This is a genomic window from Mesorhizobium sp. WSM4904, from assembly GCF_029674545.1.
In the GTDB taxonomy this organism is placed as follows: Bacteria; Pseudomonadota; Alphaproteobacteria; order Rhizobiales; family Rhizobiaceae; genus Mesorhizobium.
The window spans coordinates 5,283,537-5,299,162 of sequence record NZ_CP121354.1 but is presented as its reverse complement, the minus strand read 5'-3'; the positions used below and the strand labels follow the sequence as shown (position 1 = coordinate 5,299,162).

Annotated in this window: 17 protein-coding genes and 1 pseudogene; 7 read left to right on the top strand and 11 right to left on the bottom strand. The window is 63.4% G+C overall.

Translation table 11 applies throughout. The features are described 5' to 3' along the window. Positions 1 to 8: 8 nt before the first annotated feature. A complete protein-coding gene (locus QAZ47_RS25640) occupies positions 9 to 560 on the top strand; it encodes a CatB-related O-acetyltransferase (protein WP_278231211.1) in 552 nt (183 codons plus the stop codon). Then, positions 557 to 1,522 carry a glycosyltransferase gene (locus QAZ47_RS25635; RefSeq protein WP_278203519.1) on the top strand — a complete coding sequence of 322 codons (966 nt, stop codon included), beginning with the start codon at positions 557 to 559 and terminating at the stop codon, positions 1,520 to 1,522. The genes QAZ47_RS25640 and QAZ47_RS25635 overlap by 4 nt, the downstream gene beginning before the upstream one ends. Before the next feature lie 273 nt (positions 1,523 to 1,795). Here the strand turns inward: QAZ47_RS25635 and QAZ47_RS25630 are convergent. Both QAZ47_RS25630 and QAZ47_RS25625 read right to left on the bottom strand, forming a co-directional pair. After that, positions 1,796 to 2,991 (bottom strand): annotated as a pseudogene (locus QAZ47_RS25630) (IS256 family transposase). A 381-nt stretch (positions 2,992 to 3,372) separates the two neighbouring features. Beyond that, positions 3,373 to 3,615 carry a DUF982 domain-containing protein gene (locus QAZ47_RS25625; RefSeq protein WP_126084872.1) on the bottom strand — a complete coding sequence of 81 codons (243 nt, stop codon included), beginning with the start codon at positions 3,613 to 3,615 and terminating at the stop codon, positions 3,373 to 3,375. A gap of 314 nt (positions 3,616 to 3,929) precedes the next feature. Here QAZ47_RS25625 and QAZ47_RS25620 point away from each other — a divergent pair, with 314 nt between their 5' ends. After that, positions 3,930 to 4,115, top strand: coding sequence for a hypothetical protein (locus QAZ47_RS25620; RefSeq protein WP_278203518.1), 186 nt, complete (start codon positions 3,930 to 3,932; stop codon positions 4,113 to 4,115). Between the two features lie 378 nt (positions 4,116 to 4,493). Here QAZ47_RS25620 and QAZ47_RS25615 read toward each other — a convergent pair whose 3' ends face one another. Together QAZ47_RS25615 and QAZ47_RS25610 are read right to left on the bottom strand one after the other, a co-directional pair. Continuing rightward, positions 4,494 to 4,739: a DUF982 domain-containing protein gene (locus tag QAZ47_RS25615; RefSeq protein WP_278203517.1), complete on the bottom strand. Its 246-nt coding sequence runs from the start codon at positions 4,737 to 4,739 to the stop codon at positions 4,494 to 4,496. Positions 4,740 to 4,856: 117 nt separating this feature from the next. Further along, the gene (locus tag QAZ47_RS25610; protein ID WP_347566925.1) at positions 4,857 to 5,054 is read right to left on the bottom strand and encodes a hypothetical protein; all 198 of its coding nucleotides are present in this window, start codon (positions 5,052 to 5,054) and stop codon (positions 4,857 to 4,859) included. Between the two features lie 448 nt (positions 5,055 to 5,502). Here QAZ47_RS25610 and QAZ47_RS25605 point away from each other — a divergent pair, with 448 nt between their 5' ends. Beyond that, on the top strand, positions 5,503 to 5,862 hold the full coding sequence (locus QAZ47_RS25605) for a metalloregulator ArsR/SmtB family transcription factor (RefSeq protein ID WP_278076578.1): 360 nt from the start codon (positions 5,503 to 5,505) through the stop codon (positions 5,860 to 5,862). 218 nt (positions 5,863 to 6,080) lie between these two features. Then, positions 6,081 to 6,623 carry a cytochrome b gene (locus tag QAZ47_RS25600; protein ID WP_278233873.1) on the top strand — a complete coding sequence of 181 codons (543 nt, stop codon included), beginning with the start codon at positions 6,081 to 6,083 and terminating at the stop codon, positions 6,621 to 6,623. Here the strand turns inward: QAZ47_RS25600 and QAZ47_RS25595 are convergent. From QAZ47_RS25595 to QAZ47_RS25570, 6 genes are all read right to left on the bottom strand, one after another. Continuing rightward, a complete protein-coding gene (locus QAZ47_RS25595) occupies positions 6,620 to 6,955 on the bottom strand; it encodes a hypothetical protein (RefSeq protein WP_278203515.1) in 336 nt (111 codons plus the stop codon). The two genes, QAZ47_RS25600 and QAZ47_RS25595, sit on opposite strands and share 4 nt — an antisense overlap. Positions 6,956 to 7,136: 181 nt before the next feature. Continuing rightward, entirely contained in the window at positions 7,137 to 7,943 is an 807-nt protein-coding gene (locus QAZ47_RS25590; RefSeq protein ID WP_278203514.1) for an ABC transporter permease, read from the bottom strand. A gap of 4 nt (positions 7,944 to 7,947) precedes the next feature. After that, on the bottom strand, positions 7,948 to 8,781 hold the full coding sequence (locus QAZ47_RS25585) for an ABC transporter permease (protein ID WP_278203513.1): 834 nt from the start codon (positions 8,779 to 8,781) through the stop codon (positions 7,948 to 7,950). A gap of 24 nt (positions 8,782 to 8,805) precedes the next feature. Continuing rightward, positions 8,806 to 9,918 (bottom strand): ABC transporter substrate-binding protein, encoded by a 1,113-nt coding sequence (locus QAZ47_RS25580; RefSeq protein ID WP_278231210.1) that lies wholly within the window; start codon positions 9,916 to 9,918, stop codon positions 8,806 to 8,808. Positions 9,919 to 9,986: 68 nt separating this feature from the next. Beyond that, positions 9,987 to 11,081 (bottom strand): ABC transporter ATP-binding protein, encoded by a 1,095-nt coding sequence (locus QAZ47_RS25575; RefSeq protein ID WP_278203511.1) that lies wholly within the window; start codon positions 11,079 to 11,081, stop codon positions 9,987 to 9,989. A 411-nt stretch (positions 11,082 to 11,492) separates the two neighbouring features. Next, positions 11,493 to 12,380, bottom strand: coding sequence for a LysR substrate-binding domain-containing protein (locus tag QAZ47_RS25570; RefSeq protein ID WP_278203510.1), 888 nt, complete (start codon positions 12,378 to 12,380; stop codon positions 11,493 to 11,495). Positions 12,381 to 12,462: 82 nt separating this feature from the next. Here QAZ47_RS25570 and QAZ47_RS25565 point away from each other — a divergent pair, with 82 nt between their 5' ends. After that, entirely contained in the window at positions 12,463 to 14,055 is a 1,593-nt protein-coding gene (locus tag QAZ47_RS25565) for an amidohydrolase (protein WP_278231209.1), read from the top strand. A gap of 25 nt (positions 14,056 to 14,080) precedes the next feature. After that, positions 14,081 to 15,013, top strand: coding sequence for a dimethylarginine dimethylaminohydrolase family protein (locus QAZ47_RS25560; protein WP_126101026.1), 933 nt, complete (start codon positions 14,081 to 14,083; stop codon positions 15,011 to 15,013). A gap of 229 nt (positions 15,014 to 15,242) precedes the next feature. Here the strand turns inward: QAZ47_RS25560 and QAZ47_RS25555 are convergent, their stop codons facing one another. After that, the gene (locus tag QAZ47_RS25555; RefSeq protein WP_278203507.1) at positions 15,243 to 15,485 is read right to left on the bottom strand and encodes a hypothetical protein; all 243 of its coding nucleotides are present in this window, start codon (positions 15,483 to 15,485) and stop codon (positions 15,243 to 15,245) included. Positions 15,486 to 15,626 lie beyond the last annotated feature (141 nt).

Here is a 15,626-nt window from a genome sequence, read left to right as displayed (position 1 = left end):
CGGAGCATGTGGCCGTCGGCCGCCACACTTACGGCGTGACATGGCGAAAGGTTCTGTTCCCGTCGAAGGAAGCACCGTTGAAGGTCGGATCCTTCTGCTCGGTCGCTGGCGAAGTGCTCTTCATGTGCTCCGGCCAACATCCGACCGGCAGCGCCACTTCATTCCCGATCCACAGCCGGATACTGAAGCGGCCCGAGCCGATGGGAAATGGCGGCAGGCCGGGCGGCATCACGATCGGCAATGACGTCTGGATAGGCCACGGCGCCATAATATTGCCGGGGGTGGCGATCGGCGACGGTGCTGTCGTCGGCGCCGGGGCCGTGGTCACCAAGGACGTGCCGTCCTATGCGATCGTGGGCGGGTCTCCGGCCCGGCTGATCAGATACCGCTTTTCTCAAGACGTCATCTCGAAGCTGCTGGCGATCCGGTGGTGGGAGTGGGACGACGATAAGGTCAAAAGGGAGGCGGACGCCCTAACTGGCCCCATCGAGACTTTCATCGAGAGGCATTGCGTCTCAGGAATTGCGAACGAAGAAGGTTACAATAGCCGTTTCAAATGACAAATTCTTGTTTCTTCCTGGCAGCGGACGCCAAATACTTTCCCTACGCCTGCCTGGCGGCTCGCAGAATTCTGGACGTCTCACGCAAAATGACGCCCGGCTTCATTATGCATGTCGGGGCAAGCAAGGATGACATCGACATTGCCGATCGCTTGCTGAAAGACCGTATCCGGATCGTGGACGTGGCGAACTTCATGGCTGACTCCGGCTACCGTTTTCGGCCGGGAAGCGTCGCCACCTTCATCCGGCTGTTCGCCGACCGTTTCCCCGAATTCGCGTCATACGACCGCATCGCCCATATCGACTGCGACGTCCTGTTCAACCGCGACATTGCCGATCTGGTGGACCAGCCAATCCATGCGCACCTGCTGGCGGCCCACGACGACTACATGTATTTCCGCCCGCGCTACCGGAAAGAGATGTCGATGCAGCCAGGCGCGCCTTATTTCAATGCCGGCATCATCGTCTTCAACATGCCGCCGGTGCGCGAGCAGGACCTGTTGAGCGAGGCCCGCAGGCTCGCCGTCGAAGGGCAGATGAACGACCAGAATGCGCTCAACATCGTCTTCGAGGGCAAGTGGCAGACGATGCACCCGAACTGGAATCTGATGTCGAACGGCTCGAACGAATTTCGGTTTTCCCAAGCCTATGCCCGGCATTTCGCGGGCGGCAAGCCATGGGGCAACCAGGTTGGGGTGGAACTCGACGCGCTCGGGATCTGGCGCGATCTGGCAAAGGGCACGCCGTGGGGCAAGCCCTTCGAGCAGCGCGTGCCGTTCGAACGCGGCGTGATCAAGCGCTTTCTCCGGCGTTTTGACGCCGTTGCAGGCCTCTTCGGCAAGGACGTCCAGCGCCGCCGCGCCAGATACGACGGCAGGAAGATGCATGAAATCTACGCCAGGCAAGCGGACGACGGAGCCATGGCGGTTCGGTTTCCGGAAGTGCTCGGCGGGTTCGGCTGATCGAACGCCGAAACCATCCGCGCCGGTCGGGCGCATCCTGTGGATAGTAACCTCCCGTTCACCACGAACCGGTCTTCGCGTTGCTGTCGGGCAGCCGACTCGCCGAGATAAAGGGGCCTGGACAATAGGCACCCCTGAAGCCCGGCGGCCGACGTTTTCATGTACCCCATGGGATGCGCTCCGAACGCTCTCGAGTATACGTCGGTCGCCGCTTCGCCAAAGCAATTGGTTGTGTGCGTCAAGTTCTGCAAAAAGGGGCGGCCATGAGGCTGGTCATGCGGCTTGGCGCAGAGCGAGCTTCTTATGCTCGCGCAGGTCGTCCATGTTGATGTAGCGGTTGGCCTCCATCCAGTTTTCGTTGGTTTCGACGGCCAGCGCCCTGACCAGGCGCAGGCAGCTTTCGGCGTTGGGAAAGATGCGCACGACATAGGTGCGGCGCCTGATCTCTTCGTTGAGGCGTTCCAGCATGTTGGTCGACTTCAGGTGCTTGTGGTGCTGGCGCGGCAGGCGAAAGAAGGTCAGCGTGCGCTCGATGGTCTCCTCCACCCACGTCGTCAGCCGCGGATAGCGGCCCGACCATTTGGCCAGCCACGCGGCGAGATCGGCCTTGGCCTCGGCGAGATCGCGCCGGTCGTAGAGCCATCTGAGCTCCTGCAGGCAGTCGTCGCCGTGCTTGCGCGGCAGGTGATCGAGCGCGTTCCTGAGGAAGTGCACGTAGCAGCGTTGCCAGGCCGCTTCCGGAATCACCTCGCCGATCGCCGCGACCAGGCCGGCATGGTCGTCGGACACGACCAGTTCGACGCCCCTAAGACCGCGCGCCTTGAGCGCCACGAGGAAGTCCTTCCAGGCCGAGCGGCTCTCGCGATTGGCCATCTCCACGGCCAGGATCTGGCGCCGCCCGTCCCAGTCGATGCCGACCGCGATCAGCACCGCCTGGCTCATGACGATGCCGCCTCGCGCACCTTCTCGTAGCGGGCATCGAGCACGAGGTAAGCAAAGGGCTCTTGAAGCGGGCGCTCGGCAAAGGCCTTCAGGCTTTCGTCCAGCCGTTTGTTGATGGCCGAGATCGACGAGGCCGAGAAGGCATGCCCGCACAGCTCCTCGGTGATCGCCTTGACCTTGCGGGTCGACACGCCTTGCACGTACATCTCGGCAAGCGTCGCCACCAAGGCCCGCTCGGAGCGCTGGTAGCGCTCGAACAGCTCGGTGGAGAAGCGCCCCTGCCGGTCCTGCGGAACCCGCAGCTCCAGCTTGCCGACACGGGTGACAAGCGTGCGGCCGTAATACCCAGAGCGATAGCCGAGCCGCTCCGGTGTCCGTTCGCTCTTCGAAGCGCCCAGCGCCTCGTCCATCTCGGCCTCGAGGACCTCCTGCATCACTGCGCGGATCACTTCGTGCAGCCCATCCGGGTTCGAAAGCAGAATGTCTTTGACGGCAGCTATGGCGGATTTATCTTCGATCTTGGTCATGGTGGCGTTCCTTCGCGGGAATCAGGTGACGTGAACAATCACCAGCCTGCCATGACCGCCCTCTCTCAGCGAATTTGCAGAACTCTCAGCACACTACCAAGCAATTCCAGGAAAGGTGCACGGCCTGGATCCTTGGGCCTACTTGGTACGCTTCGCTTCCCGCTCCACCCGAGGATGACGACGGGATAGCGTTTCGGCCAATCTCCAGGGCGTAAAAATCAAGCCCGCCCCGGCGAGGGGAAGCCAGGGCGGGCTCGGCTTGGGTCTGGAACCCGTAGTCAGGAGACTACGATGGAAGAACAGGCCGGCGGCTGCAATGTTCCGAAGTTTTTCCCAGGTCGCGGGCGGCTACGGACAACGCCCGAGGCAGCGCGACGCGCCTCAGGCCAGCAGTCCGGCGGCCTTCGCCGCCTTGCGCAGGGTTTTGCGGGCTTCGACGGGACTTCTCAAACCGTCGAGCGCGTCGCGGCAGACGCGGCTTGCCGACCGCCAGGCGCCGTCGCGCGCCCGTCTTGGCCAGCGCTGGTCGAGGCATTCGACGGCCTCGAAGCAGCTTGAAACCTTGTGTTGTCCGCTTGGCTCGAAATCAATCACGACCGGCTCGGAAAACCAGACGTCGTTCATCACATCCTCCGTTCGTATGGTGGTCTTTTGACAAGCAACGGCGCCGGCGGGGCGCCTGTTGGAATGCGGGTCCGGGATGATTGGCGGACCCGCGCGTTAACCAACCACTGCCGATAATGTTCCGAAGAATTTTTGAGACCGGCGATGCGCCGCGCGGGTCGGCATACGGGCCGGATTCAAGCCGCCCCGACAACTTGGCGCGCTGCCCGAAAACACGTGACCCCAAAAAAACACGTGACCAAAGTCACTGGCTGCGCGGCAGTCCGCGGCGATAATCAGACCCGACAGGCTGCTGAAACGCGGGAAGACCTATCATGCTGATCGCCGTGCTTGCATCCGCCATGACCGTCGCCACGTTGATGGCGACCGCTTTCGGGCTCTATGAGGAGGCTGTGCGCAGCCGCTCGCATGCCGAGGCGGATCGCACGCATCGGTTTCGGCCGGCGCGTCGGCTTCCCGTCAATTCGCGCAACCGGCACGGCAGTTTGCGCAACCGATAAAAGCGGCCAGGCATGTCCACGCCGCTCTACCTGGTCATGTGTGTTTTGCGGGCCGGAATCCTGCTCTCTCCGGCAGCATTCGCCGTGCTGGTGCTGTTGTGGCTCTTCTATCGCTAATGCATGTCGCCCAAAAGTGCATAGCGGTTTTGGGAGAACGACATGCATCAAAACAACATGTGCATGTCGCCCAAAAGTGCATAGCGGTTTTGGGAGAACGACATGCATCAAAACAACATGTGCATGTCGCCCAAAAGTGCATAGCGGTTTTGGGAGAACGACATGCATCAAAACAACATGTGCATGTCGCCCAAAAGTGCATAGCGGTTTTGGGAGAACGACATGCATCAAAACAACATGTCGCCCAAAGTGCATAGCGGCCTATTCGACCAGCACATGCGCTTCGCGCGCGGCGCTGACAAAGGCGTCCCTGGCATTGTCGGCCGGAACGTCGCCGGTCATTGCCCGGCGGCAGGCGCGCAGCGCCGCGCTGTGCTGCGCGCTGCCGGCGTCGCGCCACTGGCCCGTCAGCAATTCGACGGCCTGCTGCGCGTTGGAAATGTGCCGGATCGAGCCCGCCACGCCGACTGCGACTTCAACCGGCCTGGAAAACCATCCCTGGATCATCGCGAAACCCCCTGATGCGTTGTGAGCGGATCAGAAACGCGCAACTGCCCGGAGAGTTTCATCCCGGTATTTCAACAGGATGTGAGCAGTGCGCGCCGGCGGCGGACGTCGTCCGTTCTACCTTCCGAGCGGCTTGCGGGACAGTTCGACGAGTTCCGCCTCGTCGGTGATGCCGGCCATGTAGTTCGCAATGATGCGCGAGGCGCGCGCTTCCTTTTGCTCTTCGGTCTCGCCGTCGACTCGGCCGCTTTCGAAGACGCGCCCAAACAGGGCCGTCTCTAACGGTGTGAACGTGTTTCGTGACATATTGGACATGGCTTCCTCCTCCGCCCATGTCCCCCTTTTTCTTCCCCGGCTAATATTATCACAGGTTCGGAAACGAGGTGAGTCTCCGAAAAAAATGGTGACGGTATACGTCTTTCTGGGGCCGCGGCCTGCAGGCCTTTCCTCTCATGATCTGGCCGGCGAGCACGCCGGATGCTGGGCCAGCCTCGCTATATCCTTGCTGAAACAACGAAGCACTGATATTCATTAGCGGCGCGGAATTATTCCGAGTCTGCGCCAACTTGCGTCACGCAACAACGTGGCGCATGCTGTCCGAGGCCAATATCCCGACGTGGTGGCAACCGGGTTACGACGGGATTTGGTCGACCAAAGAAGCAGGGCAGGTTCCGATTCCATGTCGGAGCAGGTCCACGAATGCTCTGGAACTCTGAAGCCATCGCCCCCATGGCCTCGGAAGAGCATGAACATGGGGAAATCGATGGTGACGAAGAAACTTACCGCCAACGCAGAAAGCGCGGCAGCCTTTCTTGCGGTGATGGGCAACGAGAAGCGTCTGCTCATCATGAACTACCTGGCCGAAGGCGAATTGTCGGTCGGCGCGCTCGCCGACAAGGTCGAACTCAGCCAGTCAGCACTGTCCCAGCATCTGGCCAAACTGCGCAGGTTTGGCCTGGTCGACACCCGCCGCGACCGCCAGATGGTCTACTACTCCTGCAAGTCGTCCGCGGCGCGAGAGCTCCTCGCTCTGCTCGACGGCCTGCTGACTATGGACAGGCCGCTTGCCGGCCCGGCCCGGCAGGCTCTCGTCGAGAGGATGCGGCGGCCGCAGGCCGCCTGATCGGCTGCGACGCAGGCGAGGCCGGGGGGCCTTCGCCTTGCGCGGCGCCGCTCGACCGGCGTGGAATGCAGGCAGGTGAAAACCGCACTGCCTACGACGCGGGACGTCTGCTCGCGCCAACCTGTCAGTTGGTCGAAGCCTTACCAATTCTTAATTTGGCTGTCACAAGTCTGCCAGGAACACGCCCGAAACACGGGTGTGTCCAGCGGAGCCGCGTGATGTCCGTCATCAGCACCTATACGTCCAGCCAGAAATTCTTGCATTGGGTGCTCTTTGCCCTCGTTATTCTGCTTTATGGTCTAACCTTCGGCGAAGAGTTCTATCCCCGTGGCGATCCGGCGGTCGACGCCATTTGGCGATTGCACATTTCCTTCGGCCTCCTGCTCGCCGCGCTTGTCTTTTGGCGGGTGGTCCTGCGCGGCATGAAAGGGGCGCCGAGCCTCCCGGCGGAGATGACTGCCGCGGAGCAGGCCGCCGCGAAGGTCGGTCATTTCGTCCTCTACGCGCTGCTGGTCGCGATTCCCGTCCTCGGCATCCTGTTGACCTGGTTCAGGGGCGACGCGTTGAGCTTCTTCGGCCTGTTCACCGTGCCGGCGCCGTTTGCTCCGGACCGAGCGACCGCGCGAACCATCCGCGAGCTGCATTCGCTATGCGCGAACGGCATACTGATCGTTGCCGGCATACACGCCCTTGCCGCGCTCTATCATCACTTCGTTCGCCGTGACGAGATCCTGACCAGAATGCTTCCCGGGAATCGCTAAAACATGTCTCCCGAAAGTGGTTTCGGGACAAAGACATGCGCAAAATCAAAAACCTGAAGCGCACGGATCTGAAAGATCGCGACGCGCTTCAGAGCAATTCCAGGAAAAGTGCGTAGCGGTCTTCCGTCCGGAATTGCGTCAAAACAAGAGATAGAGCGGTTCGCCGTTTCCGCGAAACGGTGAAATGCTCTGGCCGGTCGATGCCGTTCGCCGTATCGTCGCGAACGGCAGTCGTTGCGCCGGCATTTTCCATCACGTTTGATTGAAGCGATCTCGCGCTCGCGGCGGCGCATACGCTCAAAATATTGATAATACAGAATTTTTGTCGCCACCACCTTCGCTCGCGGAGCCGAAGTTTACGGATTTGTAAATCGCCCGCTCGACCTCCGTTGGCTAAGCTTTTGGCGATCCATACCCCCGGATCACGTGACGGGTCGAACTTCCACTTCGGCGCCTCACGAGGCCCGTCGCTCCCGGCGGGCCTCTTTCGTTTGAGGCACGGGCAAGCACGGTTCACGCCGCCGGGCGCCGCCGTGTGATGACACTGCGCATGGCGAGTACCAGCACGGTGATGATGATCAGGATCACCGACAGCGCCGCGATCGCCGGATCGATGTTGTCGCGCAGGCCCATCCACATTAGGCGCGGCAGGGTGATGGCGTTCACCGAAGTGATGAACAGCGTGACGCCGATCTCTTCCCAGGAAAGCACGAAGGAGAGCAGTGCCGCGGTGACGATGCCGAACTTGATGTTGGGCATGATGACACGCGTCGCGCGCTCCCACACGCTGGCGCCCAGGCCGCGCGCGGCAAGGTCGATGCGGCGGTCGAGCTGGCTGAGCGACACCAGGATCAGAACGGTGGCGAAAGGCACCGTCATCACCGAATGCGCCATCGCGACACCCAGCCAGGTGTCGTAGCCGAAGAAGGACGAGATGCCGGAGACCGAGGTGAGCAGGAAATAGAGCGTCACCGCCGAGACCACCGGGGGCACCACCATCGGCAGCAGCACGAAGCCGACGAGGGCGGCGGTGAAGCGCGGCTGGAACATCCACACGCCCAGGCTGAAGGTGAGCGCCAGCACGGTGGAGAGCGCGCTGCTGACGATACCGATCCGGAGCGAGAGCAGGATCGAATCGAGCCAGCGCGGATCCTCGATCAGTGAGCGGTAGTGGCGCAGCGACAATTCGCCCGTCGGCATGGTCAGCATGCGGCTCGGCGTGAGCGACACGGGGATGACGGCGAGCAACGGCATAAGCAGAAACAGCGCCACGAGCACTGCGAGGATGAGCGAGACGGGGCCGGGGCGATAGGTCGGCATAGCGCTACACCAATTGCCTCGGTTTGACGTAGCGGAAGAGCAGCGCCATCAGCGCGCCGACGAACACCACCAGCACGACGCTGATCGCCGCGCCCAACCCCCAGTCCGGGCTCTGGAAGATGCGCAGGTAGATCAGCTCCGCGATCATCACGCTGCGGCCGCCGCCGAGGATCGCCGGCGTCACGAAGAAGCCCAACGAAAAGACGAAGGTGATTAGCGCCGAGCCGATGATGCCCGAGCGCGTCATCGGCACGAATACCGTCCAGAAGGTGCGCATGCGGCTGGAGCCCAGGCCTCGCGCCGCAAGCAGCACGCGCTCGTCGAGGCTGCGCATGGCGGACGCCAGCGGAAACACCGCGAAAGGTATGAGGAAATGCGACATGCCGACGATGACGCCGAACTCGTTGCGCACCAGGGTCAGCGGCTCGGAGATGAAGCCGATCGATTGCAGCCAGGTGTTGATCAGGCCGCGGTTGGAGAGCAGCGCCACCCAGCCGAAAGCGCGCGTCAGCACCGAAATCCAGAACGGCACCAGGATGCAGAACTCGGCAAGCACGCGCTGCACCGGGCTGCCGCGCACCCAGACAACGGTGATCGCATAGGCCGCGGTCACCGACACGACCGTTACGATCGCCGCGATGCGCAGCGTGCGGATGAACACCGACTGCACCAGGTCATCGGTGAGCAGGGCGTGGTACTGGCCGAGGCCAGGCGAGGGGAGTGTAAAACTCCACTTCACCACGCCGAGGAAAGGCCAGGCATAGGCAAGGACGAGGAACAGGAGCAGCGGCGCCATCAGCAGCGCCGCGCCCATCCTGTCGGAGAGGGTGCCTCTCATGTCAGCTCGGCATCTCCGCCCCGATCAGGCGGAGATGATCTTGGTGTATTCGTCGAGCGCTGCGCCGTAGTTCTTGGCGTACCACTCCATGTCGAGCGCGATCTGCTTCTTCATGTTGTCCGGATCGACGGGATTGATGCGTTTCTTGTCGGCCGGGATCAGCGCGTCGGCCGCCGGGTTCGCCGGACCCTGGCCGAGCTTGTCGAACATCACCAGCTCCTTCTGCGGATCCTGCGTGCTGGCGATGAACTTCATCGCCGCTTCCTTGCCGCCTGGATTGTTCTTCAGCACCGCCAGCGCGCCGGGCGAGATCAGGCCCTGGTCCCAGATGAACTTGATCTGGCCGCCCGAGTCCTGCTCGATCAGCGAAGCGCGCGTCGACCACACGATCGCCATCGAGGCCTCGCCGTTGAGCAGCACGCTCTGGCTCTCGGCGCCGCCTCCCCAATAGGAGACGACGTTTTCCTTGAAGGCGGCGATCTTGTCATGCGCGCGCTTGAGGTCGAGCGGATAGAGCGAGGCGGGCGCCACGCCGTCGGCAAGGAGCGCCGCTTCCCAGCTCGACACGCCCCATTTGTAGAGCGAGCGCTTGCCTGGGAATTTCTTGACGTCGAAGAAATCGGCCATGCCGGTCGGCGCGTTGGAGCCGAATTTCTGCGAGTCGTAGGCGATCACATAGGAGAAGAAGTAGGTCGAGGCGGCATATTCCCAGCCGAAGCCCGGCCGCATCTTGCTCTTGTCGACGATCTTGTAGTCGATCGGCTCGAGCATGCCCTGGCCGCCGAGCGTGATCGCCGAGAACGGATCGACGTCGACGAGGTCCCAGGTCGGCGCGCCGCTCTTGAACTGCGCCGCGATCGCACCCTCGGTCGGGCCTGAGCCGTCCATTTTGACCGGGATGCCGGTGTCCTTGGTGAACGGTTGGCCGTAGGCGGCATCGTAAGCCGTGATGGCGTCGCCGCCCCAGTTCACCAGCACCAGTCCTTTGGTCTCGGCGAAAGAGCTGGTCGAGCGCAGCAGCATCGGCGTACCGGCAAGCACCAGGCCCGCGAGCTGCGCGAACTGCCGGCGCGAGATTTCGCCGCGTTTTGCCCTCTCGGCGAGGGATTCGATGGTTTGCTTCTTGGTATCGTTCATTTCAGTTCCCCTTGTTTTCGTTGATCTGGTCCGGAAGCCGGTGCGGCGATTTCAGGCCGCGTCGGCGCTCATTGTCCTCCGTCCGGCAGGAGGAAACCCTTTTCCGCCGGCCAGGTCAGCCAGACGGAATTGCCTTTGCTGAGAGCGGAGGCCGCAACCTCGTTCGGCACCGACACGGTGACCTTCGCGCCCTGGCGGGTGGTGAGGTCGAGCTTGGTCGCGGCACCCAGATAGGTCGAGGCGACGGCGGTCGCGGCGATGCCGTTCTCGCCGGCAGAAGCTTCGGGCGCGATCGACATGTGCTCCGGACGGATGGCCAGGATGGCATCGCCCTTGATCGCTTCCGCCTTGCAGCGCATGTTGACCGCGCGGTCCTCGCAAACACCGGTGGCGCCATTGTCGGCGGGCTTGACGCCCTTCACCGGCAGCATGTTGATCTCGCCCAGGAACTCGGCGACGAAGCGGTTGGCCGGCCGGTCGTAGACCTCGTCCGGCCTGCCGACCTGCAGGAGCTTGCCGTGGTTGAAGATGGCGACGCGCGAGGACAGCGCCAGCGCCTCGCTCTGGTCGTGGGTGACGAAGACGAAGGTGGTGCCGGTCTCCTGGTGCAGCCGCTTCATCTCGGCCTGCATCTGGCCGCGCAGGCTCTTGTCCAGCGCCGAGAACGGCTCGTCGAGAAGCAGCACGCCCGGCTCGAACACCAGCGCGCGGGCGAGCGCCACGCGCTGCTGCTGGCCGCCGGAAAGCTGCGCCGGCAATTTCTTCTCGTGGCCCTTGAGCCCGACGCGCTCGATCATCTCGCCGACGCGGCTTTTGATCTCGGAAGCCGATTTCTTGCGCACCTTGAGCGGGAAAGCGATGTTCTGCTCTACGCTCATATGCGGGAACAGCGCGTAGCCCTGGAACACCATTCCCGCGGCGCGCTGCTCGGCCGGCCGGTCCGTGATGTCGGTGCCGTCGCTGAAGAGGCGGCCTTCGCTCGGCTGAACGAAGCCGGCCAAAATCATCAGGAAAGTGGTCTTGCCGGAACCGGACGGCCCAAGCAGCGTCAGGAACTCGCCGCGGCCGATATCGAGCGTCAGATTGTCCAGCGCCCGGAACGAGCCGAAGCTCTTGCCGATCCCGTTCGCCTTGATCTCTGCGGCCCGGCCGGGTTGCTGCATCCTGCCTCTATCCTCAGTCTCGTCTGAAATCGTAGGCACGCCGGCGGCTCACCGCAACCGAATAGTTTTCGCCTGATCGGCAAATTTGATTCACGGATGGCCCACATTGGCAGGTGGCAACAGCGTGTACAGACGCGCGCTTTCGGCGCGCTCGCCGACGTTCGCGATTGGCGAAAGCGTTCATGCCGTCGTCATTCCAGGGCGGAGCAAGGAGCGAAGCGACGCGCGCAGACCCTGGAATCCATGCCGTGACCTATGGGAGCTGCAACGGTGCAGAATTCTGATCGGGCGTGCCTTTCGCGATCGTCACAGGATCCTCGGGTCAAGCCCAGGGTCAAACCCGAGGATGACGATCCGAAAGGCTTGAGCGCCGTCTCACATCCTGCGTTGTCGGCGGCCCGCTCAATCCCTCTAAAGCCTGTTCTCCGACAGCTTCGCCCTTAGCCATTCGCTGAAGGCATTGAGCACGGGGTGGCCCGCCTTGGCATGCTCGAAGACCAGGAAATAGGCGCGCGGCGAAGGGACAGTCGCTTCGAACGGCTTGACCAGCCGGCCCTCGCTCAGCGCCCTGCGGCCGGTCAGTTCGTCGCCCAGGGCGATCCCCTGGCCGGCGATCGCCGCCGAGAAGACGAGGTTCATGTCGGAAAAGAAGATGCCGCCCTCGGTATCGGGATTTTCCACCTTGGACAGCGCCAGCCAGCGCGCCCAGTCCTCGGTGTCGCTGAGATGCAGCAGATTGGCGCGCAGCACGTCGGCGGGTTTGGAAAATCCGCCGATCTTGTTGAGCAGCGTCGGGCTGCAGAGCGGCGTGAAGGAGACTTCGCACAGCAGTTCCACCGCCCGGTTCGGCCAGTTGCCGACGCCGAAGGCGATGAAGGCGTCGGCCTCCGGATTGCTGACGTCGTCGAGCCGCCGCGGCGTCAGCACCGAGAGCGCGACGTCCGGATACATCTGCTGGAATTCGCCGATGTGGGTGCACAGGAACATCGAGGCGAAGCCCGGCGGACAGGAGATGGCGAAGGAGCCGCCGACGCCGGTGCCGCCGCCCTGTGTCACCGCGTCGCCGAGCACGGTCAGCGCCTTGCGCACATCCGCCGCGTAGCGTTGGCCGCGCGGCGTCAGCGCCACGCCCTTGCCGATGCGCTGCAAGAGATCGAAGCCGAGGTCGCGTTCGAGCAGCCGCAACTGATGCGAGACGGCGCTGCGGGTGAGGTGGAGTTCGTCGGCGGCGCGCCACACGCTGCCGTGACGGGCGAAGCTGTCGAGGGCGCGCAGCGCCTGCGTGGAAGGTATTCGCAAGATGCCTCAGGTGAACCGAATTTGCACGAGCCGGGAAAACATATCACTTTTTGACGAGCCGCTTCACTGCTTTCTTTATGGCATGGAGGAACCGGTGACGACTTCAGCGCAGGAAACCGCGCTCGCCTGCATCGACGGCATCCAGCCGCTGCTGTCGGCCTGGACGCGCACCATTTTCGACTTCGGCGAAACCGCTTGGCGCGAGTACCAGTCGGCCGCCTGGTATGTCGACCGGCTGAAGCGCGAGGGCTTCTCGGTCGAGGAAGGCTCGGGCGGCATGCCGACCGCCTTCTGCGCCCATTGGACGAACGGGGATGGCCCTACAGTCGGCATGTATGCCGAATACGACGCCGTGCCCAGCAATTGCCAGGACGCCGCGACCGTGAAGCAGCCGAGGCCCGGCCTGGGCTTCGAGGCCGGCGGCCACACCGATCCGCATTCGGGCCTCGGCATCGGTAGCCTCGGCGGCCTGCTCGCCGCCAAGGCGGCGATGCAGCAGCATGGCATAAAAGGCACGCTGCGCTTCACCGGCGAGCCGGCCGAGAAGGTGAGGGGCTCGAAGCCGATCCATGCCGCGAAAGGCTATTATGACGGCCTTGCCGGCATGATTTCCTTCCATCCCTTCTACATGCTGCCGCTCTGCAACACCGCGCGCTGGGACACGCATTGCGGCGCGGCTTACGCGATGATCTACCGCTTCATCTGCGACGAGCCGGAAAACTGGGTTCGCGCAAGCGACGGCGCACCGATCCCGCAGGCGCATTCGGCAGTGCGCGCGCCCGGCGCCAACGATGCGCTGATGATGATGTGCATGGCTTCCAAGGCGCTGCGCGACTCCATGCTGACGCACCAGGGCGGCTGGTCGATCAGCGAGGCGATCCTCACCGCTGGCCAGGCGACCGCCGACAACCTGCCGGCGGGCCTTGCCGAGATCCAGTACATGATCCGCGTGCCGACGCTTCGTATGGCCGAGCAGGTGACAGCCGTGCTCGACCGCAACGCGGAAGCGGCGGCCAGGATGAGCGGCTGCCGCTACGAGCGTCATTGGGTGTCGAAGTCGCGGCCGGGCCTCGCCAACCACGCCATGGCCGAAATCACTTACGCAGCGCTCGCCGCTGTCGGCCCGCCGCGGTGGAGCGAAGAAGCGAAAGCGATCGCCCGAGAGGTCCAGGTCAATGCCGGCGGCGAGGCGACCGAAAATCCGTTCATTGACGAATTGGAGCGGCTGATTGCGCCGCAGGAAGCCGAGGCGATCCTGCGCCGCGACCTGCCGCCTTCGCAGGTGAACTCGACCTCCGACGACTATACCGACATGAGCTGGCATGCGCCGACGGCGCGCTTTTACGTCGCCCGGCCGGCGCTGCGTTCGGCCAACGGCCACGCCTATCCTTCCTGGGTGATGAATGCGCTGGGCGGCATTCCGGCCACCATCGACCCGATGGTGACCTGCGCCTCCAAGACGGTCGCGCTGACCGCGCTGCGCCTGCTGGAGGACAAGGCCGCGCGCGACGCCGCGATGGACGAGTTCGTCGCCCGCACCGGCGGCGGCGTCGGCGGCTCGAACTGGATCGCGCCGCTCTGCGATTACCAACCGCCGACAAACTTCCGCTGGCCGGAATATGTCACCACGCCGCGCGGACACGACTGGTGGATCCCGTCCGCTTCCACCGCATGACCAATATCAAATCGAGGAGAACCCCATGACCGTCCATGACCGCATCGTCGCCGAACCCTTCTCGCTGCAGCGCCGCAACCCCGCCGGCGGCACCAAGCCGCTGACCGCCTGGGGCTTCGCCAACGAGACCGATGTCTTGACCGACGTGCTGCTCGGCTCGCCCAACTTCCTGCGGCATCTGTCGACCAGTTCGCTGTCGAGGAAACATCTGCGCGAGGCGCCCTGCAACGTCCAGATCGCGCAGGCGCAGCATAAGGACCTCGTCGCGGCCTATGAGCATTTCGGCGTCAACATCCATTGGCACGAGCCGACGCCGGAACTGCCGATGCAGGTCTATTCGCGCGACTCCAGCGTCATGACGCCCTACGGCGCCTTCATCACCGCCATGGCCAACTGGTGGCGGCGCGGCGAGAACTATGCCGCCATCCGCACCTATGAGAAGCTCGGCATCCCGATCTACGACATGGTGACGGCCGGCACCTTCGAGGGCGGCGACTTCAACGTCATCGAGGAGGGTGTGGTGCTGATCGGCTGCGGCGGCGCCCGCACCCAGGAGGAGGGCGCGCGCCAGGTGCAGGCCTGGTTCGACAAGGAAGGCTGGGAAACCCGCATCGCCTTCATCGACGAATACTACGTCCACATCGACCTGATGGTGGTGCCGATCGCCGAAAAGCTCACTGCGGTGTGCCTCGCCTGCACCGAGCCCGGCATCGTCGACTGGCTGAAGGGCAAGGGTCACGAGATCATCGACGTGCCCTTCCAGGACACGATGGCGCTCGGCTGCAACTTCATGTCGCTCGGCAAGGACAGGGTGATCGCGCCGACTTCCAGCAAGACGCTGATCGAAAAGCTGAAGGCGCAGGGCTTCGAGGTCGCGGCCGTCGACATGAGCGAGATCTCCAAGACCGGCGGCGGCATCCACTGCATGGCGCAGGCGCTGAAGCGCGTGAAGGCGTAAGGGCGGTTTCAAGGATCGCCAATCGCCGAGGCCGCGCTCCTTCGCGCCCCCCTCTGGCCTGCCGGCCATCTCCCCCACAAGGGGGAGATCGGATGTCGCGTCGGCTTTCGCCAATCACCGACGTTGCAGGATTGAGCGGGGCGTTGAAGCTGCCAATCTCCCCCCTTGAGGGGGAGATGTTCGGCAGGACAGAGGGGGGCGCCGTAGAGCGCTAACCTTATAGGAAATGTCAGCGCCCGCGCCCGCTGCGCCGCCTCGTCTCGACCGGCTCCTCTGCCGGCGGCTCGCCGGGCAGGCCCAGCCGGTGGCGTTCCTCCTCGGCGAAGGCTTCGGCTTCCGCGTGGATGTCGAACAACTGATGGGTCAGCCTGCCGCCGTCGACGACGCGCACCAGCCATTGGGCGTTGATGAATTTCACGCGGACACTGTCTGGTTCGCCTGCCACCATGTGCAGCTCCAGCTCGTTGCCCAAGAATTCAATCCTCGAACAGCAATACGATTCAACGCCCGAAGGGTTGCCGCAAGGTTTCCGTTCCTTGGTCTTTAGTAGGAGAAAAGTCGCCGGTAACGCGCCGATTTGACAACGGAAACAAGAATATCGAGAAACCGCTGG

Excerpts from the sequence above, each read along its gene's own strand:
- QAZ47_RS25635 (WP_278203519.1), top strand. The coding sequence starts at position 557 with ATGACAAATTCTTGTTTCTTCCTGGCAGCGGACGCCAAATACTTTCCC.
- QAZ47_RS25615 (WP_278203517.1), bottom strand. The coding sequence starts at position 4,739 with ATGATCCAGGGATGGTTTTCCAGGCCGGTTGAAGTCGCAGTCGGCGTG.
- QAZ47_RS25600 (WP_278233873.1), top strand. The coding sequence starts at position 6,081 with ATGTCCGTCATCAGCACCTATACGTCCAGCCAGAAATTCTTGCATTGG.
- QAZ47_RS25610 (WP_347566925.1), bottom strand. The coding sequence starts at position 5,054 with ATGTCCAATATGTCACGAAACACGTTCACACCGTTAGAGACGGCCCTG.
- QAZ47_RS25565 (WP_278231209.1), top strand. The coding sequence starts at position 12,463 with ATGGAGGAACCGGTGACGACTTCAGCGCAGGAAACCGCGCTCGCCTGC.
- QAZ47_RS25585 (WP_278203513.1), bottom strand. The coding sequence starts at position 8,781 with ATGAGAGGCACCCTCTCCGACAGGATGGGCGCGGCGCTGCTGATGGCG.
- QAZ47_RS25580 (WP_278231210.1), bottom strand. The coding sequence starts at position 9,918 with ATGAACGATACCAAGAAGCAAACCATCGAATCCCTCGCCGAGAGGGCA.
- QAZ47_RS25625 (WP_126084872.1), bottom strand. The coding sequence starts at position 3,615 with ATGAACGACGTCTGGTTTTCCGAGCCGGTCGTGATTGATTTCGAGCCA.
- QAZ47_RS25605 (WP_278076578.1), top strand. The coding sequence starts at position 5,503 with ATGGTGACGAAGAAACTTACCGCCAACGCAGAAAGCGCGGCAGCCTTT.
- QAZ47_RS25620 (WP_278203518.1), top strand. The coding sequence starts at position 3,930 with ATGCTGATCGCCGTGCTTGCATCCGCCATGACCGTCGCCACGTTGATG.
- QAZ47_RS25560 (WP_126101026.1), top strand. The coding sequence starts at position 14,081 with ATGACCGTCCATGACCGCATCGTCGCCGAACCCTTCTCGCTGCAGCGC.
- QAZ47_RS25575 (WP_278203511.1), bottom strand. The coding sequence starts at position 11,081 with ATGCAGCAACCCGGCCGGGCCGCAGAGATCAAGGCGAACGGGATCGGC.
- QAZ47_RS25590 (WP_278203514.1), bottom strand. The coding sequence starts at position 7,943 with ATGCCGACCTATCGCCCCGGCCCCGTCTCGCTCATCCTCGCAGTGCTC.